The sequence below is a fragment of the Pseudidiomarina mangrovi genome (assembly GCF_003999375.1).
In the GTDB taxonomy this organism is placed as follows: Bacteria; Pseudomonadota; Gammaproteobacteria; order Enterobacterales; family Alteromonadaceae; genus Pseudidiomarina; species Pseudidiomarina mangrovi.
Genome location: NZ_RJLC01000005.1, coordinates 102,610 through 124,657, shown reverse-complemented (window position 1 = coordinate 124,657; position 22,048 = coordinate 102,610). Strand labels below are relative to the sequence as shown.

At 51.3% G+C, this 22,048-nt stretch carries 27 protein-coding genes; 15 read left to right on the top strand and 12 right to left on the bottom strand.

Going from position 1 to position 22,048, the window contains the following annotated elements; all coding sequences use genetic code 11:
- The first annotated feature begins 52 nt into the window (after positions 1-52).
- The 4 genes from EFO84_RS01390 (at position 53) to EFO84_RS01375 (ending at position 4,708) form a co-directional block, all read left to right on the top strand.
- Positions 53-538 (top strand): YajQ family cyclic di-GMP-binding protein, encoded by a 486-nt coding sequence (locus tag EFO84_RS01390; RefSeq protein ID WP_127346273.1) that lies wholly within the window; start codon positions 53-55, stop codon positions 536-538.
- Entirely contained in the window at positions 531-1,190 is a 660-nt protein-coding gene (locus tag EFO84_RS01385) for a class I SAM-dependent methyltransferase (protein WP_164742349.1), read from the top strand. The genes EFO84_RS01390 and EFO84_RS01385 overlap by 8 nt, the downstream gene beginning before the upstream one ends.
- 32 nt (positions 1,191-1,222) lie before the next feature.
- Entirely contained in the window at positions 1,223-2,521 is a 1,299-nt protein-coding gene (locus EFO84_RS01380) for an anti-phage deoxyguanosine triphosphatase (RefSeq protein ID WP_127346271.1), read from the top strand.
- A gap of 102 nt (positions 2,522-2,623) precedes the next feature.
- Positions 2,624-4,708, top strand: coding sequence for a TonB-dependent receptor family protein (locus EFO84_RS01375; protein WP_127346270.1), 2,085 nt, complete (start codon positions 2,624-2,626; stop codon positions 4,706-4,708).
- Positions 4,709-4,751: 43 nt separating this feature from the next.
- On the opposite strand, the gene EFO84_RS01370 is transcribed toward EFO84_RS01375, so the two are convergent.
- Entirely contained in the window at positions 4,752-5,996 is a 1,245-nt protein-coding gene (locus EFO84_RS01370) for an APC family permease (protein ID WP_127346269.1), read from the bottom strand.
- Positions 5,997-6,070: 74 nt separating this feature from the next.
- Here EFO84_RS01370 and EFO84_RS01365 point away from each other — a divergent pair, with 74 nt between their 5' ends.
- Positions 6,071-7,009, top strand: coding sequence for a sodium-dependent bicarbonate transport family permease (locus EFO84_RS01365; RefSeq protein WP_127346268.1), 939 nt, complete (start codon positions 6,071-6,073; stop codon positions 7,007-7,009).
- Here EFO84_RS01365 and EFO84_RS01360 read toward each other — a convergent pair.
- Positions 6,983-7,696 carry a YoaK family protein gene (locus EFO84_RS01360; RefSeq protein WP_127346267.1) on the bottom strand — a complete coding sequence of 238 codons (714 nt, stop codon included), beginning with the start codon at positions 7,694-7,696 and terminating at the stop codon, positions 6,983-6,985. The genes EFO84_RS01365 and EFO84_RS01360 overlap by 27 nt on opposite strands.
- 58 nt (positions 7,697-7,754) lie before the next feature.
- On the opposite strand from EFO84_RS01360, the gene EFO84_RS01355 reads away from it, so the two are divergent.
- The gene (locus EFO84_RS01355; RefSeq protein WP_127346266.1) at positions 7,755-8,372 is read left to right on the top strand and encodes a glutathione S-transferase family protein; all 618 of its coding nucleotides are present in this window, start codon (positions 7,755-7,757) and stop codon (positions 8,370-8,372) included.
- Here EFO84_RS01355 and EFO84_RS01350 read toward each other — a convergent pair.
- The gene (locus EFO84_RS01350; protein ID WP_127346265.1) at positions 8,369-8,857 is read right to left on the bottom strand and encodes a TspO/MBR family protein; all 489 of its coding nucleotides are present in this window, start codon (positions 8,855-8,857) and stop codon (positions 8,369-8,371) included. The two genes, EFO84_RS01355 and EFO84_RS01350, sit on opposite strands and share 4 nt — an antisense overlap.
- A gap of 48 nt (positions 8,858-8,905) precedes the next feature.
- Between EFO84_RS01350 and EFO84_RS01345 the strand changes: the two genes are divergently transcribed.
- Positions 8,906-9,526: a hydrolase TatD gene (locus tag EFO84_RS01345; protein WP_127346264.1), complete on the top strand. Its 621-nt coding sequence runs from the start codon at positions 8,906-8,908 to the stop codon at positions 9,524-9,526.
- A gap of 9 nt (positions 9,527-9,535) precedes the next feature.
- A complete protein-coding gene (locus tag EFO84_RS01340) occupies positions 9,536-10,021 on the top strand; it encodes an EVE domain-containing protein (protein ID WP_127346263.1) in 486 nt (161 codons plus the stop codon).
- Here the strand turns inward: EFO84_RS01340 and EFO84_RS01335 are convergent.
- From EFO84_RS01335 to EFO84_RS01325, 3 genes are all read right to left on the bottom strand, one after another.
- Positions 9,993-10,259: a Txe/YoeB family addiction module toxin gene (locus EFO84_RS01335; protein WP_127346262.1), complete on the bottom strand. Its 267-nt coding sequence runs from the start codon at positions 10,257-10,259 to the stop codon at positions 9,993-9,995. The two genes, EFO84_RS01340 and EFO84_RS01335, sit on opposite strands and share 29 nt — an antisense overlap.
- Before the next feature lie 3 nt (positions 10,260-10,262).
- Entirely contained in the window at positions 10,263-10,520 is a 258-nt protein-coding gene (locus EFO84_RS01330; protein ID WP_127346261.1) for a type II toxin-antitoxin system Phd/YefM family antitoxin, read from the bottom strand.
- Between the two features lie 73 nt (positions 10,521-10,593).
- Positions 10,594-10,821, bottom strand: a complete 228-nt coding sequence (locus EFO84_RS01325) for a DUF1653 domain-containing protein (protein WP_127346260.1) — start codon at positions 10,819-10,821, stop codon at positions 10,594-10,596.
- 111 nt (positions 10,822-10,932) lie between these two features.
- On the opposite strand from EFO84_RS01325, the gene EFO84_RS01320 reads away from it, so the two are divergent.
- Positions 10,933-11,391, top strand: coding sequence for a nuclear transport factor 2 family protein (locus EFO84_RS01320; RefSeq protein ID WP_127346259.1), 459 nt, complete (start codon positions 10,933-10,935; stop codon positions 11,389-11,391).
- On the opposite strand, the gene EFO84_RS01315 is transcribed toward EFO84_RS01320, so the two are convergent.
- Positions 11,392-14,418 carry a ligand-binding sensor domain-containing diguanylate cyclase gene (locus EFO84_RS01315; RefSeq protein ID WP_127346258.1) on the bottom strand — a complete coding sequence of 1,009 codons (3,027 nt, stop codon included), beginning with the start codon at positions 14,416-14,418 and terminating at the stop codon, positions 11,392-11,394. It lies immediately after the preceding gene.
- On the bottom strand, positions 14,411-14,632 hold the full coding sequence (locus tag EFO84_RS01310; RefSeq protein ID WP_127346257.1) for a helix-turn-helix transcriptional regulator: 222 nt from the start codon (positions 14,630-14,632) through the stop codon (positions 14,411-14,413). Before EFO84_RS01310 ends, EFO84_RS01315 begins: the two co-directional genes overlap by 8 nt.
- Positions 14,633-14,814: 182 nt before the next feature.
- Between EFO84_RS01310 and EFO84_RS01305 the strand changes: the two genes are divergently transcribed.
- The 3 genes from EFO84_RS01305 to yghU are packed head-to-tail and all read left to right on the top strand — an operon-like array spanning position 14,815 to position 16,371.
- A complete protein-coding gene (locus EFO84_RS01305; protein WP_127346256.1) occupies positions 14,815-15,306 on the top strand; it encodes a hypothetical protein in 492 nt (163 codons plus the stop codon).
- Complete coding sequence (locus EFO84_RS01300; RefSeq protein WP_127346255.1) at positions 15,299-15,526, top strand: helix-turn-helix transcriptional regulator; 228 nt, start codon at positions 15,299-15,301, stop codon at positions 15,524-15,526. The genes EFO84_RS01305 and EFO84_RS01300 overlap by 8 nt, the downstream gene beginning before the upstream one ends.
- Positions 15,523-16,371: a glutathione-dependent disulfide-bond oxidoreductase gene (yghU, locus tag EFO84_RS01295; RefSeq protein ID WP_127346254.1), complete on the top strand. Its 849-nt coding sequence runs from the start codon at positions 15,523-15,525 to the stop codon at positions 16,369-16,371. The genes EFO84_RS01300 and yghU overlap by 4 nt, the downstream gene beginning before the upstream one ends.
- Positions 16,372-16,402: 31 nt before the next feature.
- Here yghU and EFO84_RS01290 read toward each other — a convergent pair whose 3' ends face one another.
- From EFO84_RS01290 to EFO84_RS01280, 3 genes are all read right to left on the bottom strand, one after another.
- Positions 16,403-18,526, bottom strand: coding sequence for a hypothetical protein (locus EFO84_RS01290; RefSeq protein ID WP_127346253.1), 2,124 nt, complete (start codon positions 18,524-18,526; stop codon positions 16,403-16,405).
- 94 nt (positions 18,527-18,620) lie between these two features.
- Positions 18,621-19,496 (bottom strand): LysR family transcriptional regulator, encoded by an 876-nt coding sequence (locus EFO84_RS01285; protein WP_127346252.1) that lies wholly within the window; start codon positions 19,494-19,496, stop codon positions 18,621-18,623.
- An 8-nt stretch (positions 19,497-19,504) separates the two neighbouring features.
- Positions 19,505-19,951 carry a DoxX family protein gene (locus tag EFO84_RS01280; RefSeq protein WP_127346251.1) on the bottom strand — a complete coding sequence of 149 codons (447 nt, stop codon included), beginning with the start codon at positions 19,949-19,951 and terminating at the stop codon, positions 19,505-19,507.
- Positions 19,952-20,129: 178 nt separating this feature from the next.
- Between EFO84_RS01280 and upp the strand changes: the two genes are divergently transcribed.
- From upp to EFO84_RS01265, 3 genes are all read left to right on the top strand, one after another.
- Positions 20,130-20,759, top strand: coding sequence for a uracil phosphoribosyltransferase (upp, locus tag EFO84_RS01275; RefSeq protein WP_127346250.1), 630 nt, complete (start codon positions 20,130-20,132; stop codon positions 20,757-20,759).
- 2 nt (positions 20,760-20,761) lie between these two features.
- Positions 20,762-21,211, top strand: coding sequence for a PH domain-containing protein (locus EFO84_RS01270; protein WP_127346249.1), 450 nt, complete (start codon positions 20,762-20,764; stop codon positions 21,209-21,211).
- A 121-nt stretch (positions 21,212-21,332) separates the two neighbouring features.
- On the top strand, positions 21,333-21,611 hold the full coding sequence (locus EFO84_RS01265; RefSeq protein WP_127346248.1) for a peptidylprolyl isomerase: 279 nt from the start codon (positions 21,333-21,335) through the stop codon (positions 21,609-21,611).
- Between the two features lie 3 nt (positions 21,612-21,614).
- Here EFO84_RS01265 and EFO84_RS01260 read toward each other — a convergent pair whose 3' ends face one another.
- Positions 21,615-22,037, bottom strand: a complete 423-nt coding sequence (locus EFO84_RS01260) for a hypothetical protein (RefSeq protein ID WP_127346247.1) — start codon at positions 22,035-22,037, stop codon at positions 21,615-21,617.
- Between the last annotated feature and the right edge of the window lie 11 nt (positions 22,038-22,048).

Genomic DNA, 22,048 nt, shown 5'->3' with positions numbered 1-22,048 from the left:
AATGCTTTAGCTACAGCTTAATAAACGTTTCGACAATGTAAAGGGTAATTTTATGCCAACGTTTGATATCGTCTCAGAAATCGACAAAGTAGAACTTAAAAACGCTGTTGATAACGCTACCCGCGAAGTCGGCACTCGCTTTGATTTTCGTGGTGTGGAAGCGCGTGTCGAGCTCAAAGAGTTTACCGTCACCTTAACCTCAGAATCTGAATTTCAGGTGCAGCAGCTACAAGACATTTTCAACAATCACTGCGCTAAACGCGGCATTAGTCTTGCCGCCTGTGATATTCCTGACAAGGCCACGCACAGCGGTAAGACCTATAGTCTGGCGATCACCTTCAAAAATGGCATCGATCAAACATTAGCCAAAGATATCGTTAAGCGCATCAAAGATGCCAAATTGAAAGTGCAAGCGGCTATTCAAGGCGAGAAAGTGCGGGTTACCGGTAAAAAACGTGATGACTTGCAAACCGCCATCGCACTGTTGCGCAGTTCTGATATTGAGCAACCGTTGCAGTACGAAAACTTCCGTGACTAATGCTTGCCCGCTGTGCGGTCATGGCCAGACAGCGTTATTTCATACCCTCGCACATGGCGCTCAACAAGGGCGCCAATTCTGGCTTTGCCCAGTCTGCGCGCTAGTTCATGTACCACGACAATTCCAGCTCAGCGAAGCCGCTGAAGCAGCGTTTTACCAAACCCATGAGAATAATCCCGAAGACCCGGGTTATCGGGGCTTTTTAAACCGTGCAGCGCAACCTTTATTGGAGCGTTTAAAGCCAGCATCAGTAGGCTTAGATTTTGGCTGTGGCCCGGCACCGACACTCTCACGCATGCTGGCTGAGCACGGTCATCAGTGTGCCGACTATGATTACTATTTTTCTCGTGAACTGCAGCTGCTGGAACAGCAGTATGATTTTATTACCTGCACTGAGGTGATTGAACATATCAGTCAGCCAGCCGAAGTGTTTGCCCGCTGGCTGCGCTGTCTGAAACCAGGCGGCCTGTTGGTGGTAATGACACAATTATGGCTCAGCCAACAACGCTTTAGTCAGTGGAACTATCGCAACGACCCTACTCATATCGCCTTTTATCATGCTGATAGTTGGCGCTGGGTAGCCCAACAGTGGCCACTCGATATCTGCTATCAACAGCGCGATGTAGTTATATTTCAACGCAAAATCGACTAGCATAGAGCTAGCCAAGCAATAGGAACCAGCCCATGTCGTCTCGCACCGCACCACAATGGCAAGCTCGCCGCTCCGGAGAGTCACTGCAACGCCCCGGTGATCAACGTAATCCGTGGCAACGCGATCGTGCGCGGGTGCTGCACTCAGCATCATTTCGACGGCTGCAATCGAAAACCCAAATCATGAACGTTGGCGAAAACGATTTTTATCGCACTCGCCTGACCCATAGTTTGGAAGCAGCACAGATTGGTTCATCGTTGATTAATCAGCTACAACGGGTCGCCACACCAGAGCTGGCGGAACTACTCCCTGATCTGAACTTGATGGAAACCTTGTGCCTCGCCCATGACATTGGCCACCCGCCGTTCGGTCACGGTGGCGAAACTGCCCTGAACTTCAAGATGTTGCAATCTGGTGGCTTTGAAGGAAATGGTCAAACCTTTCGCATCGTCGGTAAATTAGAAGCTTACCACCCTGAACACGGCATGGACTTGACCCGGCGATCACTGTTCGGCTTGTTAAAATATCCGGTACTAATGCCACCATTGCCCGCACCACCGGCGCAACAACCGGGTAGCTTGAGTCAATGGAAACCCGCTAAAGCGTTGTTCGCTTGTGATGCGGATCTATTGGACTGGGTGCTGGAGCCACTGAATGCTCATGATCGCCAACTGTTTCAACAGGTCGATCTGCTCGACCGTTCGCCGTGGCAAAAGTCGCGGCACAAGAACCTCGATGCCTCGTTAATGGAACTGGCCGATGATATTGCTTACGGCGTACATGATTTAGAAGACGCGGTGGTCACCGGTACCCTGACCGAGAGTCAGTGGCGCCAACATTACAGCCAGTTCTATCAACAACTGAGTCCAAGCTTAGCGCATACGGTGAAGTTACTTGGTCATCAGTTGTTCAAACCAGAGCACCATTTACGCAAAGATGCGATTGGTGCGCTGGTCAATATTTTCGTCACTCAAGTACAAATCACCGAAGTACTTGCTGGTGCTAGCGAGCCGTTCATTCGGTTCAACGCAACCTTACCGAGTGAAGAGCGAGCTCTACTGGACAATCTCAAAGCGGTGGTGTTTGAACACGTCATCAACCAACCAGATATTCAGCAACTACGCTATCGTAGCCAAAACATGCTGTTAGACTTATTCGGCGCCTTTCATACCGAGCCTGAGCGATTATTGCCACGCAACACGCGAGCGCGCTGGCGAGCAGCCTATGATCAGCTGGGGCAAGCCAGTGCCGACCGCATTCTGTGTGACTACATTGCTGGCATGACCGACGACTATGCCGAGCGCATGTACCGTAATTTATTTATGACCTAACCCTTTGTGGGTATAAATAAGAATAATTCGCATTTAGTATTGTAATTGCGAATTGTTCTTATTTATAATAGCGCCAACATTTCCTTTAGGTGCTAAATTGTTATGAAATCTTATCATTTGTCTATGGTCGCATTGGCCATTACCGCAGCGCTGTTACCTCTAACCTCGGCGGCTCAAGAAACTAGCAGCGAACAAACCGAGCAAGCTGAAAGCAGCAAGAAGCGTATGCCGACCATCGAGGTGATCCGCGTTACTGGTGAACGTGTTAGCCATGCCTATAACGAGACTGGTACCGTTGTGCTCATCGATCGCGAACAAATCGAAGCGCTGCAACCGCTCTCGACCGAGGATGTACTGCGCCGCATACCGGGTATCAACATTAAAAGTGAAGAAGAAACCTCCATTGTTGCCAACTTTGGCCTACGCGGTTTATCCGCCAGCGAATCAAAGTCATTGCTACTTGAAGATGGCGTGCCGGTGGCTCCGGGCTTGTTTATCGGTAATGACCGTTACTTCAACCCACGTATTCAACGAGTCGACACCGTTGAAGTGCTAAAAGGTTCGGCATCACTGCGTTATGGACCATCAACCATTGGTGGCGTAGTCAACTACATCACCAAAACACCTGATGACGGCGTTAAACTTGCGGCTCGTTTAGGCTCATTTAATCTGCAAGAAGTGACTCTCGAGGCCGGTGGTCGCAGTGATGACGACCGCAGCTTCGGCGGCCTAGTGGTTACTCATGCCAGCAGCGACGGCTTTATGGACAAAGGCTACGACATGACCGATGTGATGGTCAAAGCCGGTAGCGAGATCACTGCCGACCAGCGTATTGGTGTGAAGTTATCCTACTACACCAATGACGCCAATATTTCGTATCGCGGTTTGTTGTTAGACGCTTACAAGAATGGTGAGCGCTACAATCCGGCGCCGGACGACTGGTATTTGACTGACCGCGTTGCCTTTGATGTCAATCATCAGTGGCTGATTAGTGACACTGTCAGTTTAAAAACCTTGCTGTATTGGAGCGACGTTAGCCGTGATTATTGGCGTTATAACGTGGATACCGCGGCCTCAAACACCGCCGGACGCTGGGTCTACACGGATAGCTTAACCGGCAATAATCGTAGCTTCGAGCGCTTAGGTATTGAGAGCCGTTTGAGCGTAGCTCATGAGCTTGCTGGTTGGGCGGCAGAGAGTGAGTTCGGTCTGCGCATCATGACCGAAGAGTCTGATGACAATCAAATTCGTGCCACCCGCGCCGACGACCGCAACGGCCCTAACACCCGTGCACGGCAAGATAGCGCCACCAGTTATGCGGGTTATGCCCAAACTCGTTTAGCAATTAACGATAAGCTGAGCATTACTCCTGGCCTACGCATTGAATCATACCAGCAAGAGCGTGTGGTATTTACCCAGAACAATGCCACCGCCAGCACTGATAATACCGAATTTTTGCCGGGCGTTGGCGCGACCTATGAGTGGTCTGCAACCGCGCAACTGTATGGCGGGATCTACCGCGCCTTTTCACCAGCGAGTAACGGTGTAGCTCTGGATGGATTAACCGACCAACAGCTCGATGGTGAGCGTTCGACTAATTATGAAATTGGTATTCGAGGCGATAACGGTGAATGGCGCTATGAAGTAGCAGCCTTCATTATGGACTTCTCCAATCAAGTAGTGACCGGTAATAGCGACCCTAATTTGTCGCAATCAAACGGGGGCGCTACCTCACACGAAGGCATGGAATTTGCCCTTGGCTATGATTTTGACAACGGCTGGGCATGGGATGCTAACGCCACTTGGATCCCTACCTCTGAATTTAAGAGCGGTGACTTTGCTGGCAATCGTTTACCCTATGCGCCGAAAGTACTGGCCAACGTCAGCTTAAGTTATCAATACGATAATCTCAGTGCCGCCTTCACGGCCCATCATCGCGGTGAGCAGTTCGGTTCTCCTGATAATCGTATGGATATTCCTGCCGATGCTGCTGGTGGTATTTGGGGTGGTTTATTACCCGCTTACACAGTGCTCGACGTCACTGCGCAGTATCAGCTCACGGCAGAGTTGCAAGTGTTTGCTGCGGTCAAGAACTTGACCGATGAAAGCTACATTAGCGGCTTACGCCAAGGCATTTATGTTGGCCCAGAGCGCAGTTTTGAAGCGGGCTTCCGTTACAATTTCTAACCCCCATCACGGTAAAAAAATGGCCTCTGTTGAGGCCATTTTTTTAACTGCTATGACGGCGCAGCCAACTCCAGCGATGCAGTAGCCAGCCAACCAGCACAATTGCACTGCCGAAACATAGTACGTTGATATCAACAAATACCGCTAAGCTTAAACAACTTACTAAGCCCAATACGGACACCCAGCGTGGTACAAACCGTTGCTCCGCCGGTACTTGTAACGCCGCTAAATTGGTGATGCTGTAATACACTAACACGGTGAAGGCGCTAAATGACCAGGCCAGTTTTAAATCGCCCGCAGCAATAAGCAGCACCATTACTGCGGCTGTTGCCCAAACTGCTGCAGGGGCCGAGCTGCGGTCGGCATTCAGCCGCGCTAATGCTGCAGGGGCATCATGGCGGCGCGCCATAGCCAGTACCACCCGCGATACCCCTAAAATCAGATTCAATACCACCCCAGCCATGGCGATCACCGCACCTATCATCACTAGCTGCTGCCATAAACCAGCTCGCATCCAGGCGGCCAAGCCGGCTTGATTGACAGCCGGTGCTGGCAATTGTAACAACGCCCAGCCTACAGCTAGGTACAGCAAGGTAACCACCACCACCGTAGCGATAATCGCGCGGGGAATAGTCCGCCGCGGCTGCTGCACTTCCTCACCCATGGTGGCGACGCGGCCATAGCCGGTGTAGGCTACAAACATCAGTGCTACCGCTGCCAGCACATCGATCAAAGCAGGTACTGCAGTGACCGTTATAGTATCTGCCGCGGGCTCACTGCCAGCATAGACCACGAATACCAACAATGCCGCGACCGCTAGCCCCACCAGTAGGGCGTTGACGCGGTTTGAGCGGCGCACACCACCGACCACCAACAGGGTGAACACCCCAATCACCGCGGCAGCATAAGCGCTCACTAACCACAATGGCCCGCCCAACCAAAGCTGCAGCGCGGCGCCGATAGCCAAACCTGCAGCTGCGGCCGATGCTGACTTAGCCAGCACGAATAACCAACCGGCAATAAAGCCCAAGTCATGATTCAAAAATTGATAGCCGTACTCGTAGGTACCGCCACTCACTGGGTGAATTGCGGCCAGTTGCGCGCTTGATAAACCGTTACACGCAGCCACCAGTGCGGCCAAGGCAATCGCCCACAGTAAATAGCTACCCGCCAATTCAGCACTCAAGGCGATACTGACAAAAGCGCCGGTGCCAATAATCGAGCCTAAGCCTAAAATAACTGCGCCGATTAACCCAGTTGTTCGCTGTAACTGCTCCGATCTGTGCATATTTTTTCCTTATCGGGAATGTTCAAGCCAATCGATGGTCAGTACACTAACTAAAACCTCGGAGAGTTCCCAGCATGCCTGATATCGTCATTGCTTTTTTCGCCCTCGGCTTGCTCGCAGGGCTGGTTAAATCTGACCTAAAAGTACCGTTACCAGTCTATGAAATACTTACTATTTTACTGATGCTCAGTATCGGTATTAAAGGTGGCTTGGTCCTCAACGACCCTGATCTCAACATCAATTATCTGAGTTTGATCGCGGTAACGCTTATCGGCGTTGTGGTACCACTGCTGGTTTACCCTGTTTTACGCTATGTTGTGCGCTTAGATCAAATCAACGCAGTGAGTATTACCGCCCATTATGGCTCAGTCAGCGCCGGTACCTTCGCAGTGGCGTGGGCGTTAGCCGATAGCGCAGGTCTTACCATCGCCCCAGAAACCACACTATACCTGGTATTACTAGAATTACCGGCCATCATATTAGCCTTAGCTTATTACCAGAAGATGAACCCCAGTAAAGGGGTCACCCATAGTATGCGTGATGTCTGGATTGAGGCCCTCACGAGCCGCGGTGTATTACTGCTGGTGGGTGGCTTACTAATTGGTTGGGCCTACGGACCAGTAGGCTTAGCGCCTATTGAAGGTACCGTGATTGGTGGCTTCAAGACACTACTAGCATTATTCCTATTAGAAATGGGCCTGACCACCGCACAAGTATTCCGCCCAGTACCCTGGCAGCACTGGCGCCTAATGTGCTTTGCCGCCGCCGCACCATTTGCCTTAGCCTGGCTTGGTGTCGGTGTGGGTGTGATGTTGGAGTTACCGAATGGCAGCCTGTTTATTCTTGCCGCATTGACCGCCAGTGCGTCGTACATTGCCGCGCCCGCGGCCATTCGCGCGGGCATTAAAGAAGCCGATTTAGGCTTGGCCATGTTGGCCTCGCTGGGAGTCACCTTCCCAGTCAACGTATTACTGCACTTGCCTTGGTTAGTGGCGCAATTCTCCACCACGTAACCACTGGAGTCTTAGCCATACTGCGCTGCCAGCTAAAAAACTGGCTAGCGCAGCAAAGGTCAAAGCTGTCATACCGAGCGCTGTATAACTCAAAGCACCGAGTAGCCCACCAACAAAGAACCCCAGCAGCAAACTTAGCAATAAGCCAAATTTCCAACCTTGAATACTGCGGTCGCGCCAACGATTCCCCAGCAAGGCGCCCAAGTCTGTGACAATACCGGTAACGTGCGTGGTGCGTAAAATTAGCCCGCGGTAACTACTAGCCATGGCATTTTGTAAGCCACAGGCGGTGGCAGCCAAGGTCACCGAGAGGTTGCTATCAGACTGTGCGGCGACGCTAGCAATACTTAACAAGCCTCCCTGCAGCATTAATGCCACACCATAGCGGCGGGTCATCTTGAAGTGAGTGCTACCAATCAGCAGCCCCGATAAAAAGGCGCCAGCGAAAAACCCCAAAACAATCGAGCCGACCAGCACTAAGTCATGCTGATCCAGGGCGGCGATATCAATACCCAATTGCGATACCGCACCGCTCATATGGCTCACTGGAACTTTGAAAAAACCCAACATCACCACATTAATGTAGCCCGCGAGCAAGGCCAGAAAGGCGCCTCCACTGATGATCCACGGGCGCTCAGTATGCTGCTGAAACACGTCAGCGGGTGATTGATTTTCTGGCGCATTCATAAGCTGACCCTGCTAAGCTACGGATACCTATCATTTGCCAAAATTGGAGTAAATGTCTATGAAAATCTATGAAACTGCCACCGCCCCAAACCCTCGACGGGTACGCATGTTTTTAGCCGAAAAAGGCCTACTTGATCAGGTCGAGCGAGTCGAAATTGATATTGCCAAAGGGGAAAACCTAACCCCGGAGTTTGTTGCGCGCAACCCGATGAAAAAGGTGCCAGTGCTGGAGCTCGACGACGGTACCTGTATCGCCGAGACCATGGCGATTTGCCGTTATTTTGAAGTGGCTTATCCAACTACGCCGAAGTTACTCGGTGATAGCGCCGCTGAGCAAGCATTGATTGAACAGTGGTTACGTTGGATAGAATTCTATTTCTTTATGCCCACTGGCATGTGCTTTCAGCATTCCACCGGCTACTTCAAAGACCGCATGACACCCTATCCGGAATGGGGCGCCGAATGCGGTAAGCAAGTCAGTAGCTACTTCAGTTTTCTCGATCAGCACTTGGCCACGCGGCCATACATTTGCGGCGAGCAGTTTACCGCGGCGGATATCAACGCGTTTACCACGGTTGCTTTTGCCCGGGTGGTGAATATTCGCATCCAACCCGAGCAGCAGCATCTGCAGGCTTGGTATGACCGCATCAAAGCGCGGCCCAGCGCCAGTGTTTAGAGAATCGTTGGGTTGCCTTGCCACATTGCAAAAGTTAGCGCCGTGGCAAAGGTGACCCAAGCTAAATAAGGCAATAACAGGGCGCCAGCTAATTTGTCGCGGCGCCAGAACAGTACCATCGTCACGACAATGGCCAACCACAGTAGTATGATCTCAACAAAGGCCGCCGCGCCTAGGTACCAGGCAAAAAATACCCAGCTCCACAGCGCGTTTAAGAGCAGTTGCGCAACAAACCACCACAGCTCACGGGCAGCAGCTTGCCAACTACCGGCTAACCGCCAAATTTGCCAAGCCGCTACCGCCATCATGGCATAAAGCACCGTCCATACTGGGCCAAACAACCAGGCTGGTGGTGCCCAAGTAGGTCGCACTAACTCCGTATAAAATTCTGGCGCATTCATTGATCCAGCCGCGCCAATAGCGGCGGCCGCGTAAACTAAAATCAGCCAGCCAACGAGGCCCAATACTTGTTTTGTGGTAGTCATGGTTTATCCTTATGAACTGTTTTCGCCGCGTAGAGTAGTAAACTTATAATGAGCAACACTAAAAGCATAGCCCCAGCTCTCACTTATAGCCACCAGAACCGCTTAATGCTCAGTATCAATTCTGAGAACCCATCGACACTATCAATCGCGTCTCGGTGTCAGCATGCGCTGGCAGACATCCCAGTGCGTGATGTTAGCGCTGCTGATGCTTTACAGGCGCTGCAACAAGCTTATCAAGATGGTTACGAGCAACACGCCGCCAATGAATTTGAGTTGCAAGGAATCGCTATTGCCGGGCATGGTGACCCACTCTTAGCCTTAGCCACCGTGACCGAGCTGATGCAACGTTTCAAGGCGATTCGTCATGGCGTTCCGGTCACCTTGCTGAGCTACGGCCTAGTAGCCCCCGAGCAGGCTGAGAGTATCTGCCAACAACTCACGGATAGCGGCGTAGAAGCACTGGAGATATTTTTCCCAGCGGCCAACCCACCGACCTATCAGACCGAGGTCAAGCCACTCATAGGTGATTTTAGCGCTGTATGTCATTTCATAACGACTGCGGTGAGCCATGAACTGCGAGTCACTGCGTTGGTACCAGAAAGCGCGCCAGCTAAAAGCGAAATTCGCCAATTAGCGCAGGCATTAGGTGCTACGACAAAACTTGTTTAGGAGATCGCTATGGCCTATTGGCTGATGAAAACCGAACCCGATGAATGTAGCATCGACGACTTCGCCAACGCACCGAACAAGGCATTGCGTTGGGATGGCGTACGGAACTACCAAGCACGCAATTTTATGCGCGCCATGGCGACCGGTGATCAGGTGTTTTTATATCATTCTAGCTGCGCGGAGATTGGTATAGTGGGTATTGTTGAAGTAGTGAAAGCGACGTACCCCGACCCAGCCCAATATGACCCTGAGTCGGCCTATTTTGACCCCAAAAGCAGCCCTGAGAAGCCGCGTTGGGATGCCGTTGACGTGCGCTTTGTCAGCAAGTTTAACCGAGTGCTTGGCCTAGCGGAGTTACGCACCATCAGTGCCCTCGCTGAGCAACCGCTGCTACGCAAAGGCAATCGTTTGTCGGTGATCCCGTTTAGCACCACTGAATGGCGCGCCGTTGTTGCGACACTCTCTTCTAGCGATAGTGATAACGGCAGGAAATGATAGTGATACCGGTGTCATCGACGGCATAGACGAGGCGATGGGTATCATCAATTCGCCGCGACCAAAATCCCGATAAATTCTCGCGGAGCGCTTCAGGTTTGCCGAGACCGGTATGTGCAGAACGCTGGATATCGACCACCAGTTTATTAATGCGCTTCAAGGTTTTTTTATCTTGGGTTTGCCAATACACATAATCACGCCAAGCTTCGTCAGTCCATGACAGTAGTCGCTCGGTCATGGTTTATGACTCATCATGTAATGGCCGCGAGCGGACTTTTCCAGCACGATATTGCTCGATAGACCGCGTCAGGTGCTCCGCATTAGCCGGTGAGCGCAACAAATAGACGGTTTCCATCAGACTACTGTAATAATCAACCGACATAACCACCGCATCGTCAGCATCGCGACGAGTGATCACTGTAATATCCGCATCATTGACCACATTATCGAGGACGTCTTTGAGATTATTGCGAGCATCGGTGTAAGAGACAATTTTCATAAGGCCACCTGTTCAAGTTATTGAACAAGTTTAGTGCCTAATGTCTAATCTGTCCAGCTTATTGTACAGATCGCTAATCAACGGTATCCGGCTTGAGCGCAAAGCGAGCGCGGATCACGCCATCGTGATCAACCAACTCAGTAAACATATCAAGCGGGCGGATCCATAGTTGACCGTCGCCATACAGCGGCCGGTAGACCACAAACGACTCCTCACTCTCGGAATGGCGAGCAACGCCTAGAACTTGATAATCCTTGCCTTTGTAATGCCGGTAAATTCCTGGAACCACGGTTGCTGTCATAGCATCCTCCTTGCAATAGTAGGGCGACCTGTTGCTTGTGTTTCAATGCAGCGTAGCGCAAAATCGAATCACTACACTATTTAACGACTGTCATAGTAAAAAGGAACAATCATGCGACAATTTTTGGCCCTTCTGATGATCAGCTTGAGTCTAAGCGGTGCAGTCTATGCTCAGTCGAGCGCAGATTTCGACTTGGTTAAGCCCACTATTGATACCTTCATGGACGGTGCCAGCCGCAATGATGCCACAATTCATGAGCAGTTCTGGCACGATGACCTGACCTATACCAGTTCCAACGGTACCCGCTTTGGTAAGCAGCAACTTATGCAAGGCGTGATCAGTGCTGGCCCAACCGTACCTGCAGAAGATTATTGGAGTTGGTATACCGCCGAGGACTTTAGCTATAAGCCCTTTGGCGATATGGTGATTATCAACTTTATGTTGGTGGCGCACAGCGAGAGCAATGCTGGTTATGGTCGCCAAGAATATTTTAACAGTGGCGTGCTGGTGTGGCAGGACGGGCGCTGGCAAGCGCTCAATTGGCAAGCCACCAAGCGCCAGCCAGACTAGTTAATCACTGGCGCTTAATTGCCCCACTTCAATACGATTTCGGCCAGCACGTTTGCCGGCATAAAGCGCATCGTCGGCAGCTTTTACCCAACGCTCCAAAGCGAATGGTTGTGCTGGCCCCGTAACAACGCCCATGGTTGCAGTGACTTGGTGGGCGTTCGTTGCCGCCATGTTGATTTGCTGCAGCTGCTCATTCACCAAGCGACATAGCTCAAGAGCCTGGGGTAATTCGCAATTTGGCAATAACAAGACAAACTCTTCACCGCCCCAACGACCGACAACATCGTGCTTGCGCAAGCGTGTTTGTAACACGTGGGCCACCTGGGTCAGCACATCATCACCAACCTCATGACCATAGTTATCGTTGAGCTGCTTAAAATAATCGAGATCTAGCAACACCACTGTCAGAGCATTATCGCCCAGTTGTTGCTGCAAGGTTCTAAACCGAATACTGACACCACGGCGATTCAGCACGCCGGTTAAAAAGTCATGGGTAGACTGCTGCAATAGTTTATCGTTGGCTAACTGCAGTGCCTCGGTGCGTTCACTGACTTGCTGTTGTAACCGACTATTTTGCACGTTGAGCGCATGAACACGCCAGCGCAATAGCAACCATGCCAACACCGTTAGCAGGCCTAAACTACCGAACCAAAAGGAGCGGGCATACCACCAAGGCGCGGCGACGGAGACCGGAACTTGCAATAGCTCCGCAGTAGCGATACCGCGACTACTCCAGCCTTCGACCTCAAGCACGTAGTCACCTGGCGGTAGGTTCATGTATCGAATGGTTCGAATACTAGTCAGATCACTCCATTGCTGCTCAAAGTTACGCAGCCGATAGCGAATTAAATTACCGGCCTCATCATGTGCATCCAGCACCGATACCTGAATCATTACATCACGATGTTGATACGGTAAGGCTAAGCTTATAGGTGCGCTGAGAGTCCGAGTCAGATCCTCGCCATCAATCCAAACGCGACTGACCACCATGGGAGGGGAATCGATTTGATCACCAAAGGCAGTTGGGAAAATCCTCACACTGCCTTTGGCGGTGCTGAGTAGCAGCTGATCACCATCGCGAATAATTGCATTGCGCTGCAACCCAAGCGCCGGGAGGCCATCGGCTAAGCCATAACTGATAAAACGCTGGCGATCGCTATTCATGCGGGCCAGACCATTGGTGGTCAGTACCCACATACCCAGCTGCGGGTCATCAAACAAGCCGACAATACGTTCAGCGGGTAAGCCTTCAGCGCGACCAAAACGGCGCTGCGCCATGGTCGCTAAATTCAGTTGCAGCAGACCATCTTCGGTACATAACCACAGAAAGTCGGCACTCGGTAACACGCAATAATAGGCTGGATGGTGTTGTTGTGGCTGCTGTGGAATAGGCTGTTGCTGCCAACCTTCAGCGCCGATGATGTGCTTAAAAACCCCCGAATAACGACTACTCGCCCATAGCGTACCCTGTTTATCGGCATGCAAGTGATAAATCAAGTCACCACGGGTAGTCTGTAATTGCTCAAGCCCGACGTTCAGTACACCCTGTTGTGGATGCCAATGCACGATGCCATATTGCCATAACGCTATCCATAGGCTGCCATCCTTATCGGCGAACAATTCATTGACCGGTAGCCGCGGACTATTAATTTGCTCATACAGCTCGGTCACTTGATGCAGTTGATCTCGATTATCCATACGGAACAAGCCTTGATCCGTAGCCAGCCAAACGGTGCCATCGGGAGACTGCACAATGCGCTCAACCCGACGCGTATTCAGCGCCACCGGAAAGCTCCATTGCTGCCAATCACCGAATTGGTCGCGTCGCATGAAGCCGCCCGGAACACCGACCCACAGCCGTGAACTGGCATCGAGGAATAGCGCTGAGTGCAACCGCTGCGCTTGTTCTCTGACCTCTACTGATGCACCAGCCATGACATCGGCAAATAAATTCCGTTGTTGACGACCACGGATCAAACCGTTATCACGGGTACCTATCCATAAATGCTGGTCATGGTCTTGATATAAACCCCGAATATCAACATCAGCAATTTGATGATAGTTGGGCCCAAGCGGCAGATATTCGCGCTTTTCTCGATCGATCAAATAAAGTCCGTCATGGCCACCCATCCACACCCGACCATCTCGACTGGGGAACAATACATTCACCCGCGGGTTGCCGCGTTCAGGTTGTGGCCAGGGAATGAGTTCAAAGCGCTGCTGCCGGGGTAAATAAACATAAACACCGAACTGTGAGCCGGCCCAAATTTCGTCACCTATTCGCGCTATTTCGCGCACTTCGGCACCACGCTCGATGGTTGCAGCGGCCTCTGCATCCAAATAAATTTGTTGCCACTGGTCAAGGTCATAATTGAGTCGGAACACACCATTACTGGTCGCCATCCAGAGGCTGTCGCCTAAATCAGTAAAACGCCATACCCGTTCGTTATGTAATGGGTGATTGAGGTCATTAGCAGCCAAGCGTTGCAGCTTCAACGGTTCGGAAGGATCAATAAAATTAATACCGTCGGCAGTGCCGATCCAGAGCCGCCCACGGGCATCAAGATGCAGAGTTTGGACACGATTATCCGCTAACGAATGGGGGTCGTTGGCATCGGCAAGATAGTCCACGTACTGTCGAGTTTGGGCATCCCAATATTGTAAGCCATTACCCCAACTGCCAACCCACAAGCGGCCGTCGCTATCGATGCGTTGCGCGCTGACATTGTGACGGGTTAGATTCTGCTGAAAGCCCTCGCTCCAACTGAGCATTTGATTGCCGTCATAGCGCAGCAGACCATCAGTATCGCCAGCAAACCAAATAAAACCTTGTTGGTCAGCATAAATTTCGTACACCGAGGCCTGCCGTCCACCTAAATCGTCGGCCTGACGCTCAAACACGTACTCCGGTATGCTGACTGGCTCGACAGCCTGTACCGCAACCAGCGGCGACAGCACAGTCGCGCCGAGTAGCAGATAAACAGTAAGTTTTCTAGCGATATCAAGGCTCACCACAGTACTACTCACCTTTAAACCGGAACATAAGATCGGTATTCAGAATAGCCAAAATCGCCAACAGCTTTTCACTGCTCATTTTAAATGGCTGGGCTTCATGGCGCTGGTAGGTTTGTTGGGTGACCCCAAGCTGAGCCGCTACTTGTGCTTGTGATAAGCCATTACGTTGCCGTAACGCCTTCAAATAATTACGTAAATGCTTTTCTGTGCCGACACGATAATACATGGTTTTACCGTCGTAAAATGGATTGAAATCACCATAACCAGATCACCGCGGAATAACAACCTGCAGGCTGTAAAATAAAATAAATGTCATTATTTGATACCTTAGGGTTGCATAATGACACCTTAAGGTTATATATTGATACCTAGAGGTATCGTTGTGATGCTCAATTGGAGATTTTATTTATGACAACTTGGTCAGCAGAAGCACAAGCACAAGCACAATCGTTAAAGTATGGCGCCTACGTCAGCTTAATCAGCGGACTCTATTTCGGCATTATGCTGGTAAATAAATGGCTGAAACAAGCGGGTATTGATACCGGCGAATGGCCGCGTGTTCTCCTGGTACTGGTGGCCCTATTATTTATCGGTATCGTCACGCGGCTGAGCGTGAACAACTACAAACTCTGCGGCGGCTGGCGCGAAATTTTTGGTCTTTATAGCGATGAGTTCACTCGTGAAACGAGTCGTAAAGCCAACGCCCGTGCATTTGTTGGTCTGTTAGTGGTATTAATTCCGGGCTTTATGTTGGGGGAGAAAGCCGCCAGCGGTGGGCTCATCGCCACCTATCTCAACGTCAGTACCTTTAGCTTACTATTGATTGTGATCGGTACCATGGTGTGGTCATTTACCGTATTGTGGGAACTTCGCGACAGCGCGGATGATCAGCATGGATGAGCAACCTTATAACCAATTACCGGCGCTGCGCGCACAGCGCGGTATTTCTCAGCAGGAACTGGCCGATGGTATTGGCGTATCGCGAAAAACGATTAGTACTATCGAAACGCGGCGCTTTACCCCATCGGTGGTTATCGCGTTAAAATTGGCGCTCTACTTTCAGAGGCCGGTTGAGGCGATTTTTAGCCTTCAACCAATCGACCACGAGGAGGCTCTATGAGTAACGCGAACTATGTACCACCCAAAGTATGGCAGTGGCAGCAAGGCAATGGCGGGAAATTCGCCAACATCAACCGCCCAACGGCCGGTGCCACCCATGCAGCTAAACTACCCATTGGTAAGCACTCACTTCAACTTTACTCATTAGCGACACCCAATGGCGTGAAAGTGACGGTGATGCTTGAGGAACTCTTAGAACTGGGCATTAGCGCGGCTGAATATGATGCGTATCTGATCAATATATTGGAGGGCGAACAATTCGGTAGCGATTTTGTCGCCATCAATCCCAATTCGAAAATTCCTGCGCTAATGGATCACAGCACCAATCCGCCCACTCGAGTGTTTGAGTCTGGTGCAATTTTACTGTATCTGGCCGAAAAGTTTGCTGCCTTGTTGCCGACTGCACCAGCACAGCGCACTGAGTGCTTAAACTGGTTATTCTGGCAAATGGCCAGCGCGCCTATTTTGGGTGGTGGTTTTGGTCATTTTTATGCTTATGCACCAGAGAAGTTCGAGTACCCTATCAACCGCTACACCATGGAAATTAAGCGCCAGCTCGATGTGCTGGATCGCCATTTAGCCAGCAATCAATTTATGGTGGGTGACCAGTATAGCATCGCTGATATCGCTATTTGGCCATGGTACGGCGCACTAGTCACCAATCAAGTTTATGACGCGGCGGAATTTATCAGTGCTCACGAGTATCAGCATGTGTTGCGCTGGGCCAAGCAAATTGCCGCGCGACCCGCCGTGCAACGTGGTCGCATCGTCAATAAGAATTGGGGGGATGCTGATAAGCAACTACCCGAACGGCATAGTGCCGCTGATTTTCAAATCAGCAAATAATCCGCGTACATAATCCGTTTACATAATCCGTTTACATAAACGGATTACCAAACCACCACAAATAGCCGGCCGCAGCAGCGGCCACCGCTACCACCATAATCAAACCCCACGGTTTCGGCTTCGGCGCATACGGGTCGACCATTGAACGTTGCGCGCCCTTGGGTAATTCCGCAACGCCCGTCAATGAGCCGCCAAATGGGATATTGATAATAGCGCGGGTGTTGATGGCCCAGCCATTGGCATCAAGCAATGGCCCCAAGTTGCGGCGGCGTAAGGTCATTGCTGCCATTAACATGGATGGCCCAGAGACCAGCAGCATGGCGCCGAAGATCACCAGCGGCATTTGCCAGATGCTGAGCGCAAAAAAGCCCGATGCCAGTGCTGCCAATGCCGTACCAATAGCTCCCACCGCTAGACCGATTGCGGCAAAAATACCGGCAAATTTAGCAATATCAAAAGCCGGCTTGGCATCGGCTTTAGTAGCCGCCACACCGCTAACACCGGTGCTGGTTTTCGCTTCAATATCTTTGTCGCGCGAGGCGGCAAACTTATTCAGCTGCCCTTCAATAAAGGCCGCTAGGCGCTTATAGGGCGACCAAAATGCTTGGCGAATACTAATCGGTTGTGCCACCACTTTGGTTACCGTAGCCGTCCAATCACGCCCCTGACGGTCATAGAAAATACCATTGCGCCCAGCCGCCATAGAGTAGTCCACATCACCGGCGGTTAACGCGGCAACAATCTGCAGCGGTGATTCGCCTTTGCGGGTGCACTGGCAATACAACAAATAACAACCACTAAACGATGCTGTACTGGCATGTTTAGCAGGGTCATTCACTTGCATCACCAACTCGCAACTACGCTGGTCAATATACAATGTCCCAGCTTGGAAAATCGCCTTACCGCGGCGCTGATAAAAATCACTCAAACTCACGTAGTTACGCAATAACGTGACTAAATCGCGTTGATAGCGACACAACCGCTCCAAAGCCTGGACATTTTCGGCGAAACTGGTAATGGCCAAATCATCGGCAATCAACACCGACAACTTCGCTTGCCCATCACCACTGACTATCGCTTGAATGCGTTCTAACCCTAAAGCATGCAGATTGTTTTGCGGCTTTTGTGCCTGCCAGCTGCGCCATGGTGTGAGTACTGCACCGATCTGCGCCCAATCATCAGCCGATAATTCCTCCCGTTTACCCAGTAGCGGCTCGATCACCTCGCTATGCAGCGCGGCAATGGCACTTGCCCATGCTGGGTTCAAGCCACTGGCTAGTGGTAACTTGGCATCGGCACTGATGGTCGCCAGCGGTAAAGCACTGAGTTCGCTGTCTAAGCTAGCGATGTTGCGGTTCGCTAAACTGCCATACACCGTCAGCTCCGGGTTGAGTGATGCCGCTGCACGTGGGTCAAATGCCGCCAAACGACAGCGCACAAAGTAGTCATCGACTTTGCTTTGAACTCGCTCATAGGCAGCCACCGCCGCGGCGGTGTTATCACTTAGTGGCCAAATCGCTTGATCACTCGCCTGACCAGCGGCATACCATGCCACCACTGCGTTTGCTTGCTGATAAAACTGATCGAGTAAGGCTTGGTTAATGCCCATTAAACCGCTGCGGTCAGCCACACCACCCAAAGCTGTCACCATATCCGCCAGCAGCTGCTGTAATTCAGAATCTTGGGTTAACGCGCCGACAACCACACCATCGCCATTAAAATGATCGGCGGCATAAAGCTTCGTGGTATCAAGAAAATCGCTGACCTGCAGTGCGGCATTGGCCGGTTTACCGAGATAATTCAGCACCCGTTCCGCCGCGGCCTTAAGTGCCTGCCCCTCAGCATCGCCGTCCTCGAGTGCGCTGAGCAAAATACCCGGTTCGGCGAACATCAAGTCGGCATCGCGCAGGCGTGCACAGCACCAACGCACTGCGGCTAAGATCTCCGGTACGCGGATCTGGCCGTCACCGTCCGTGTCTAGCAGCGCGGTGGTCGCAGCATCAAACTCGAGCCCTTTGGTAGGGCAATTGAGTACGGTCCATAACTTTTGGTCCAAACTCGCCAGATGCTGCAAATCAGCACCGTTGCTAAGAACCACTTGGTCAAAACCGCCTGAACGGAAAAACCGCCATTTGTATCCAATCGATTGAGTCATGCCGATGAGCTCCGTACCATGATCTGATGTAATGATGATGTTGAATCAGCATCGTTCAAAAGTGCCAAACCTGCAAGCACAACAACGAAAAGAATTAGAGTGTTAAATGGCGAATATGGGCAATGAGGGTACGCGCCACCGGGCCTAGGGTCTCCGGATCTTCGAAGTTCAAGTAGAAGGTGCTGGTGCGGGTGGCGCCGCGCTTGAGCTTAATCGGCACCACACAACCGCTATCTAAGGCGGGTTGCACAGCACTGCGCGGCAACCAGGCAAAACCTTGGTTTTTGCGAATAAGCTCCAATGAGGTGGCCACATGAGTGACCGTCCATCGTTGCTCAGAGCCGAGCCAGCCGCTCTCTGATTTACGTTCGCGACCAGAATCACGCAGCACAATTTGCCGATGCACTTTCAGATCTTCAAGGCTTACGTGCGGCAGTTGTGCTAACGGGTGCTGCGCACCACATACCGCAACAAACTCGACGCTACACAGGTCTTCACTGAGCTCATTGGGCAAGGTAAATGGAGAAATAGATAGCTGCGCTATGCCTTGATTGAGGAGTTCATTGGCACCAGTCAGAATGGTCTCCAACAACTCAATGTGTACCAGAGGATACTCTGCAGATACACGAACCAAGGCTGCAAATAACACATCTTTGGGAAAGGCTTCGTCAACCGCTACGGTGAGTTTCGATTCCACCCCTGCTTTCAGGTTCTGGGCGACGTTTTCAAAGCGCTCGGTTTCACTGAGTAGGTAATTGATGCGCCGCAACAATTGTTTGCCAGCCTCAGTTAGACTGGTTTTACGACCATCCACTTCAAACAGCTTCACACCCAGTTGTTGTTCAATTTTCGTTACCGCGTGGTGCACGCTCGACTGACTCTTATGGACCTGCTCGGCGGCCTGCATAAAGCCACCGTGATCAGCAACCGCCTTGACCATTCGCCATTGTTCAATTGTCGAGCGTGCCACGTGATCTCCTACTTCATTTTTGCGTTAAGCCAAGCATCTAACCCAGCCTTACCGGCGCCGGTAAACATCAGCGCTACACTAGCGGCTAGCAATGACAGGCCAAATTCATAACCGTTATTGCTCATGAATAAGCCGTTGTCGAGATGCACGGTGACGATAGCCACCACCATGGTCACCGCCAATGCTGCGGCCGCTGGGCGGGTCAATAAGCCGAGTACCAGCGCAATACCACCGAAGAACTCGGCCGCGCCAGCGAGAGCTGCCATCACCACACCCGGTGCCAAGCCAATGCTTTCAAAGAAGCCACCGGTGCCCTCAAGGCCATAACCGCCAAACCAGCCAAACAGCTTTTGCGCGCCATGCGCGGCGAAAATAATACCTACTGGAACGCGCAGTGCTAACGGGCCCCAGCCACTGCTCTCGGTACAGGTCAATTTTTTAATTAAATCTTTCATGCTAATCTCCCGAACTATAATGATGTGAATATCAGGGTTGTTGTCATACAACGACCACTGCAAGCTGTCGTTAGAACAACTATAGACGCTATTTTGAAAACAACAAATCGGATAAATTAGCTATATTTATTCTAATTTATAGAATACTTGCTTATCGAGCAATGTTAGTGAGGCAACCATGTCCTTTCAATTGATTGATCATCCCTTGGTGCAACACAAGCTAGGTTTAATGCGGCGCGCGGATATTTCCACCAAACACTTTCGTGAACTCGCCAACGAATTAGCGACTTTATTGACCTACGAGGCGACTCAAAACTTTGCCTTAGAAACTGTGCACATTGAGAGCTGGAGCGGCGCGCGCATTGCGGTCAAACGGCTGAAAGGCAAAAAGGTCACGGTGGTACCCATTCTGCGCGCAGGCATCGGTATGCTTGATGGCGTCTTGGAGCTACTACCGAGCGCTAAAGTCAGTGTGGTGGGGTTATACCGCGATGAGTCGAGTCTGCAACCAGTGAGCTACTTTGAAAAGCTGGTAGGCGACATTGACCAACGCTTGGGGTTAATTATTGACCCGATGTTGGCCACTGGTGGCAGTATGAATGCCACCATTGATTTACTTAAAAAGGCCGGCTGTCACGATATTCGCGTGCTGGTTTTGGTGGCCGCACCCGAGGGCGTAAAAGCAGTACAGCAAGAGCACCCCGATGTACGAATATTTGCTGCTGGGCTTGATTCACACCTCAATGAGCATGGCTATATCATGCCAGGCTTAGGCGATGCCGGTGACAAAATCTTTGGCACGAGGTAAGTATGCAGCATTTCCCTTCGAAAGTTGATAGCTGGTTACGGGTGGTATTGAGTGTTACCGCGGTGGTTTGCTTTGCCACCGCTATCTGGTACCTGCGCTTGCCCGAAGCCGAACAGATGACTTGGGTCACCGTAGCCTTATTACTGGCTGGCGGTTTATGCTTGTGGATCATGACCAGCACCTATTACCGTATTTATGACGACCTGCTGCTGATTCGTAGTGGGCCGTTTCGACGCCATCTGCGCATTGGCAGTATCATGCATGTTCGCCCCAGCAGTAACCCACTAGCTAACCCGGCGTTATCGCTTGATCGCATTGAACTAACCTACGGTAAGCATGGCAAAATCCTCATTTCGCCCCTTGAACCGTTGCTATTTGTGCAAGCATTACAGCAATGCGAAACCTTTTCTGGCGACATTGACCCAAGCCTCACCACTGAGAATGGTGCCTGATGCAAAGCATTGGCTGGCAAACCAAATTGGCATATAGCCTCAGTAAAATCTCACCGGCTTGGCTCAATCGCTGGGTGAATAGCTGGTTGAACCGCTAATATCGAACAACAAGGAGGCACCCGTGGCCCGTGCTCATGCGCTTCACATCCTGGTGAAAACCCGCGAACAGGCAGACGCATTAAAACATCAGTTAGCCCAGGGAGCTAAATTTGGTGATTTGGCGCGTAAGCACTCACTCTGCCCCTCAGGCAAGAGAGGCGGTGACCTCGGTGAGTTTCAGCGCGGCCAAATGGTGGCAGCCTTTGATCAAGTGGTATTTAGCAAGCCCACCCTTGAGGTGCATGGGCCGATTAAAACGAAGTTTGGCTGGCACCTGATCAAAACCTTGTCGCGCAGCTAATCATTAAAAACGATAACCGTCGAAGCGCGCTAAATCTGCATATACAGTGCGTAGCTGCGCCCAAAAGGTGCTGCGACTTACCGGTTTCACCGCTTGTTCATTGCGCGGCTGCTGACATAGCGTAACATCGCGCTGTTGCGGCACCCGCAATTTCACTGGTAATTCGCAACAATGCCGAGCCGCCACCAGAAACGGGCGGCTAAAATGTTGCGGATAACTCTGTAGCGCAGAAAGTAAGCGCTCAGTCATGGGTAAACAGGCGGGTGCTGCAGCAGCTTGGGCGGCGCGCACCTGAATTGACGTATCATCACTCAAGGCAAACTCGGCACAATACTGCTGTTGTTGCAGCAGGGGCAAACCCAATTGCTGTTGAAAGTAAGCAACTACTGCTGCCAAGTTCGGTACTGAAAATTGATACTGTTGCATGAGCTATTCTC

Coding starts and splice junctions, on each gene's coding strand:
- EFO84_RS01260 (WP_127346247.1), bottom strand. CDS start 22,037: ATGCAACAGTATCAATTTTCAGTACCGAACTTGGCAGCAGTAGTTGCT.
- EFO84_RS01370 (WP_127346269.1), bottom strand. CDS start 5,996: ATGCACAGATCGGAGCAGTTACAGCGAACAACTGGGTTAATCGGCGCA.
- EFO84_RS01380 (WP_127346271.1), top strand. CDS start 1,223: ATGTCGTCTCGCACCGCACCACAATGGCAAGCTCGCCGCTCCGGAGAG.
- EFO84_RS01390 (WP_127346273.1), top strand. CDS start 53: ATGCCAACGTTTGATATCGTCTCAGAAATCGACAAAGTAGAACTTAAA.
- EFO84_RS01300 (WP_127346255.1), top strand. CDS start 15,299: ATGGATGAGCAACCTTATAACCAATTACCGGCGCTGCGCGCACAGCGC.
- EFO84_RS01290 (WP_127346253.1), bottom strand. CDS start 18,526: ATGACTCAATCGATTGGATACAAATGGCGGTTTTTCCGTTCAGGCGGT.
- EFO84_RS01350 (WP_127346265.1), bottom strand. CDS start 8,857: ATGACTACCACAAAACAAGTATTGGGCCTCGTTGGCTGGCTGATTTTA.
- EFO84_RS01270 (WP_127346249.1), top strand. CDS start 20,762: ATGCAGCATTTCCCTTCGAAAGTTGATAGCTGGTTACGGGTGGTATTG.
- EFO84_RS01345 (WP_127346264.1), top strand. CDS start 8,906: ATGAGCAACACTAAAAGCATAGCCCCAGCTCTCACTTATAGCCACCAG.
- EFO84_RS01320 (WP_127346259.1), top strand. CDS start 10,933: ATGCGACAATTTTTGGCCCTTCTGATGATCAGCTTGAGTCTAAGCGGT.
- EFO84_RS01365 (WP_127346268.1), top strand. CDS start 6,071: ATGCCTGATATCGTCATTGCTTTTTTCGCCCTCGGCTTGCTCGCAGGG.
- upp (WP_127346250.1), top strand. CDS start 20,130: ATGTCCTTTCAATTGATTGATCATCCCTTGGTGCAACACAAGCTAGGT.
- EFO84_RS01355 (WP_127346266.1), top strand. CDS start 7,755: ATGAAAATCTATGAAACTGCCACCGCCCCAAACCCTCGACGGGTACGC.
- EFO84_RS01360 (WP_127346267.1), bottom strand. CDS start 7,696: ATGAATGCGCCAGAAAATCAATCACCCGCTGACGTGTTTCAGCAGCAT.
- EFO84_RS01375 (WP_127346270.1), top strand. CDS start 2,624: ATGAAATCTTATCATTTGTCTATGGTCGCATTGGCCATTACCGCAGCG.
- EFO84_RS01330 (WP_127346261.1), bottom strand. CDS start 10,520: ATGAAAATTGTCTCTTACACCGATGCTCGCAATAATCTCAAAGACGTC.
- EFO84_RS01305 (WP_127346256.1), top strand. CDS start 14,815: ATGACAACTTGGTCAGCAGAAGCACAAGCACAAGCACAATCGTTAAAG.
- EFO84_RS01335 (WP_127346262.1), bottom strand. CDS start 10,259: ATGACCGAGCGACTACTGTCATGGACTGACGAAGCTTGGCGTGATTAT.
- yghU (WP_127346254.1), top strand. CDS start 15,523: ATGAGTAACGCGAACTATGTACCACCCAAAGTATGGCAGTGGCAGCAA.
- EFO84_RS01280 (WP_127346251.1), bottom strand. CDS start 19,951: ATGAAAGATTTAATTAAAAAATTGACCTGTACCGAGAGCAGTGGCTGG.
- EFO84_RS01310 (WP_127346257.1), bottom strand. CDS start 14,632: ATGTATTATCGTGTCGGCACAGAAAAGCATTTACGTAATTATTTGAAG.
- EFO84_RS01340 (WP_127346263.1), top strand. CDS start 9,536: ATGGCCTATTGGCTGATGAAAACCGAACCCGATGAATGTAGCATCGAC.
- EFO84_RS01325 (WP_127346260.1), bottom strand. CDS start 10,821: ATGACAGCAACCGTGGTTCCAGGAATTTACCGGCATTACAAAGGCAAG.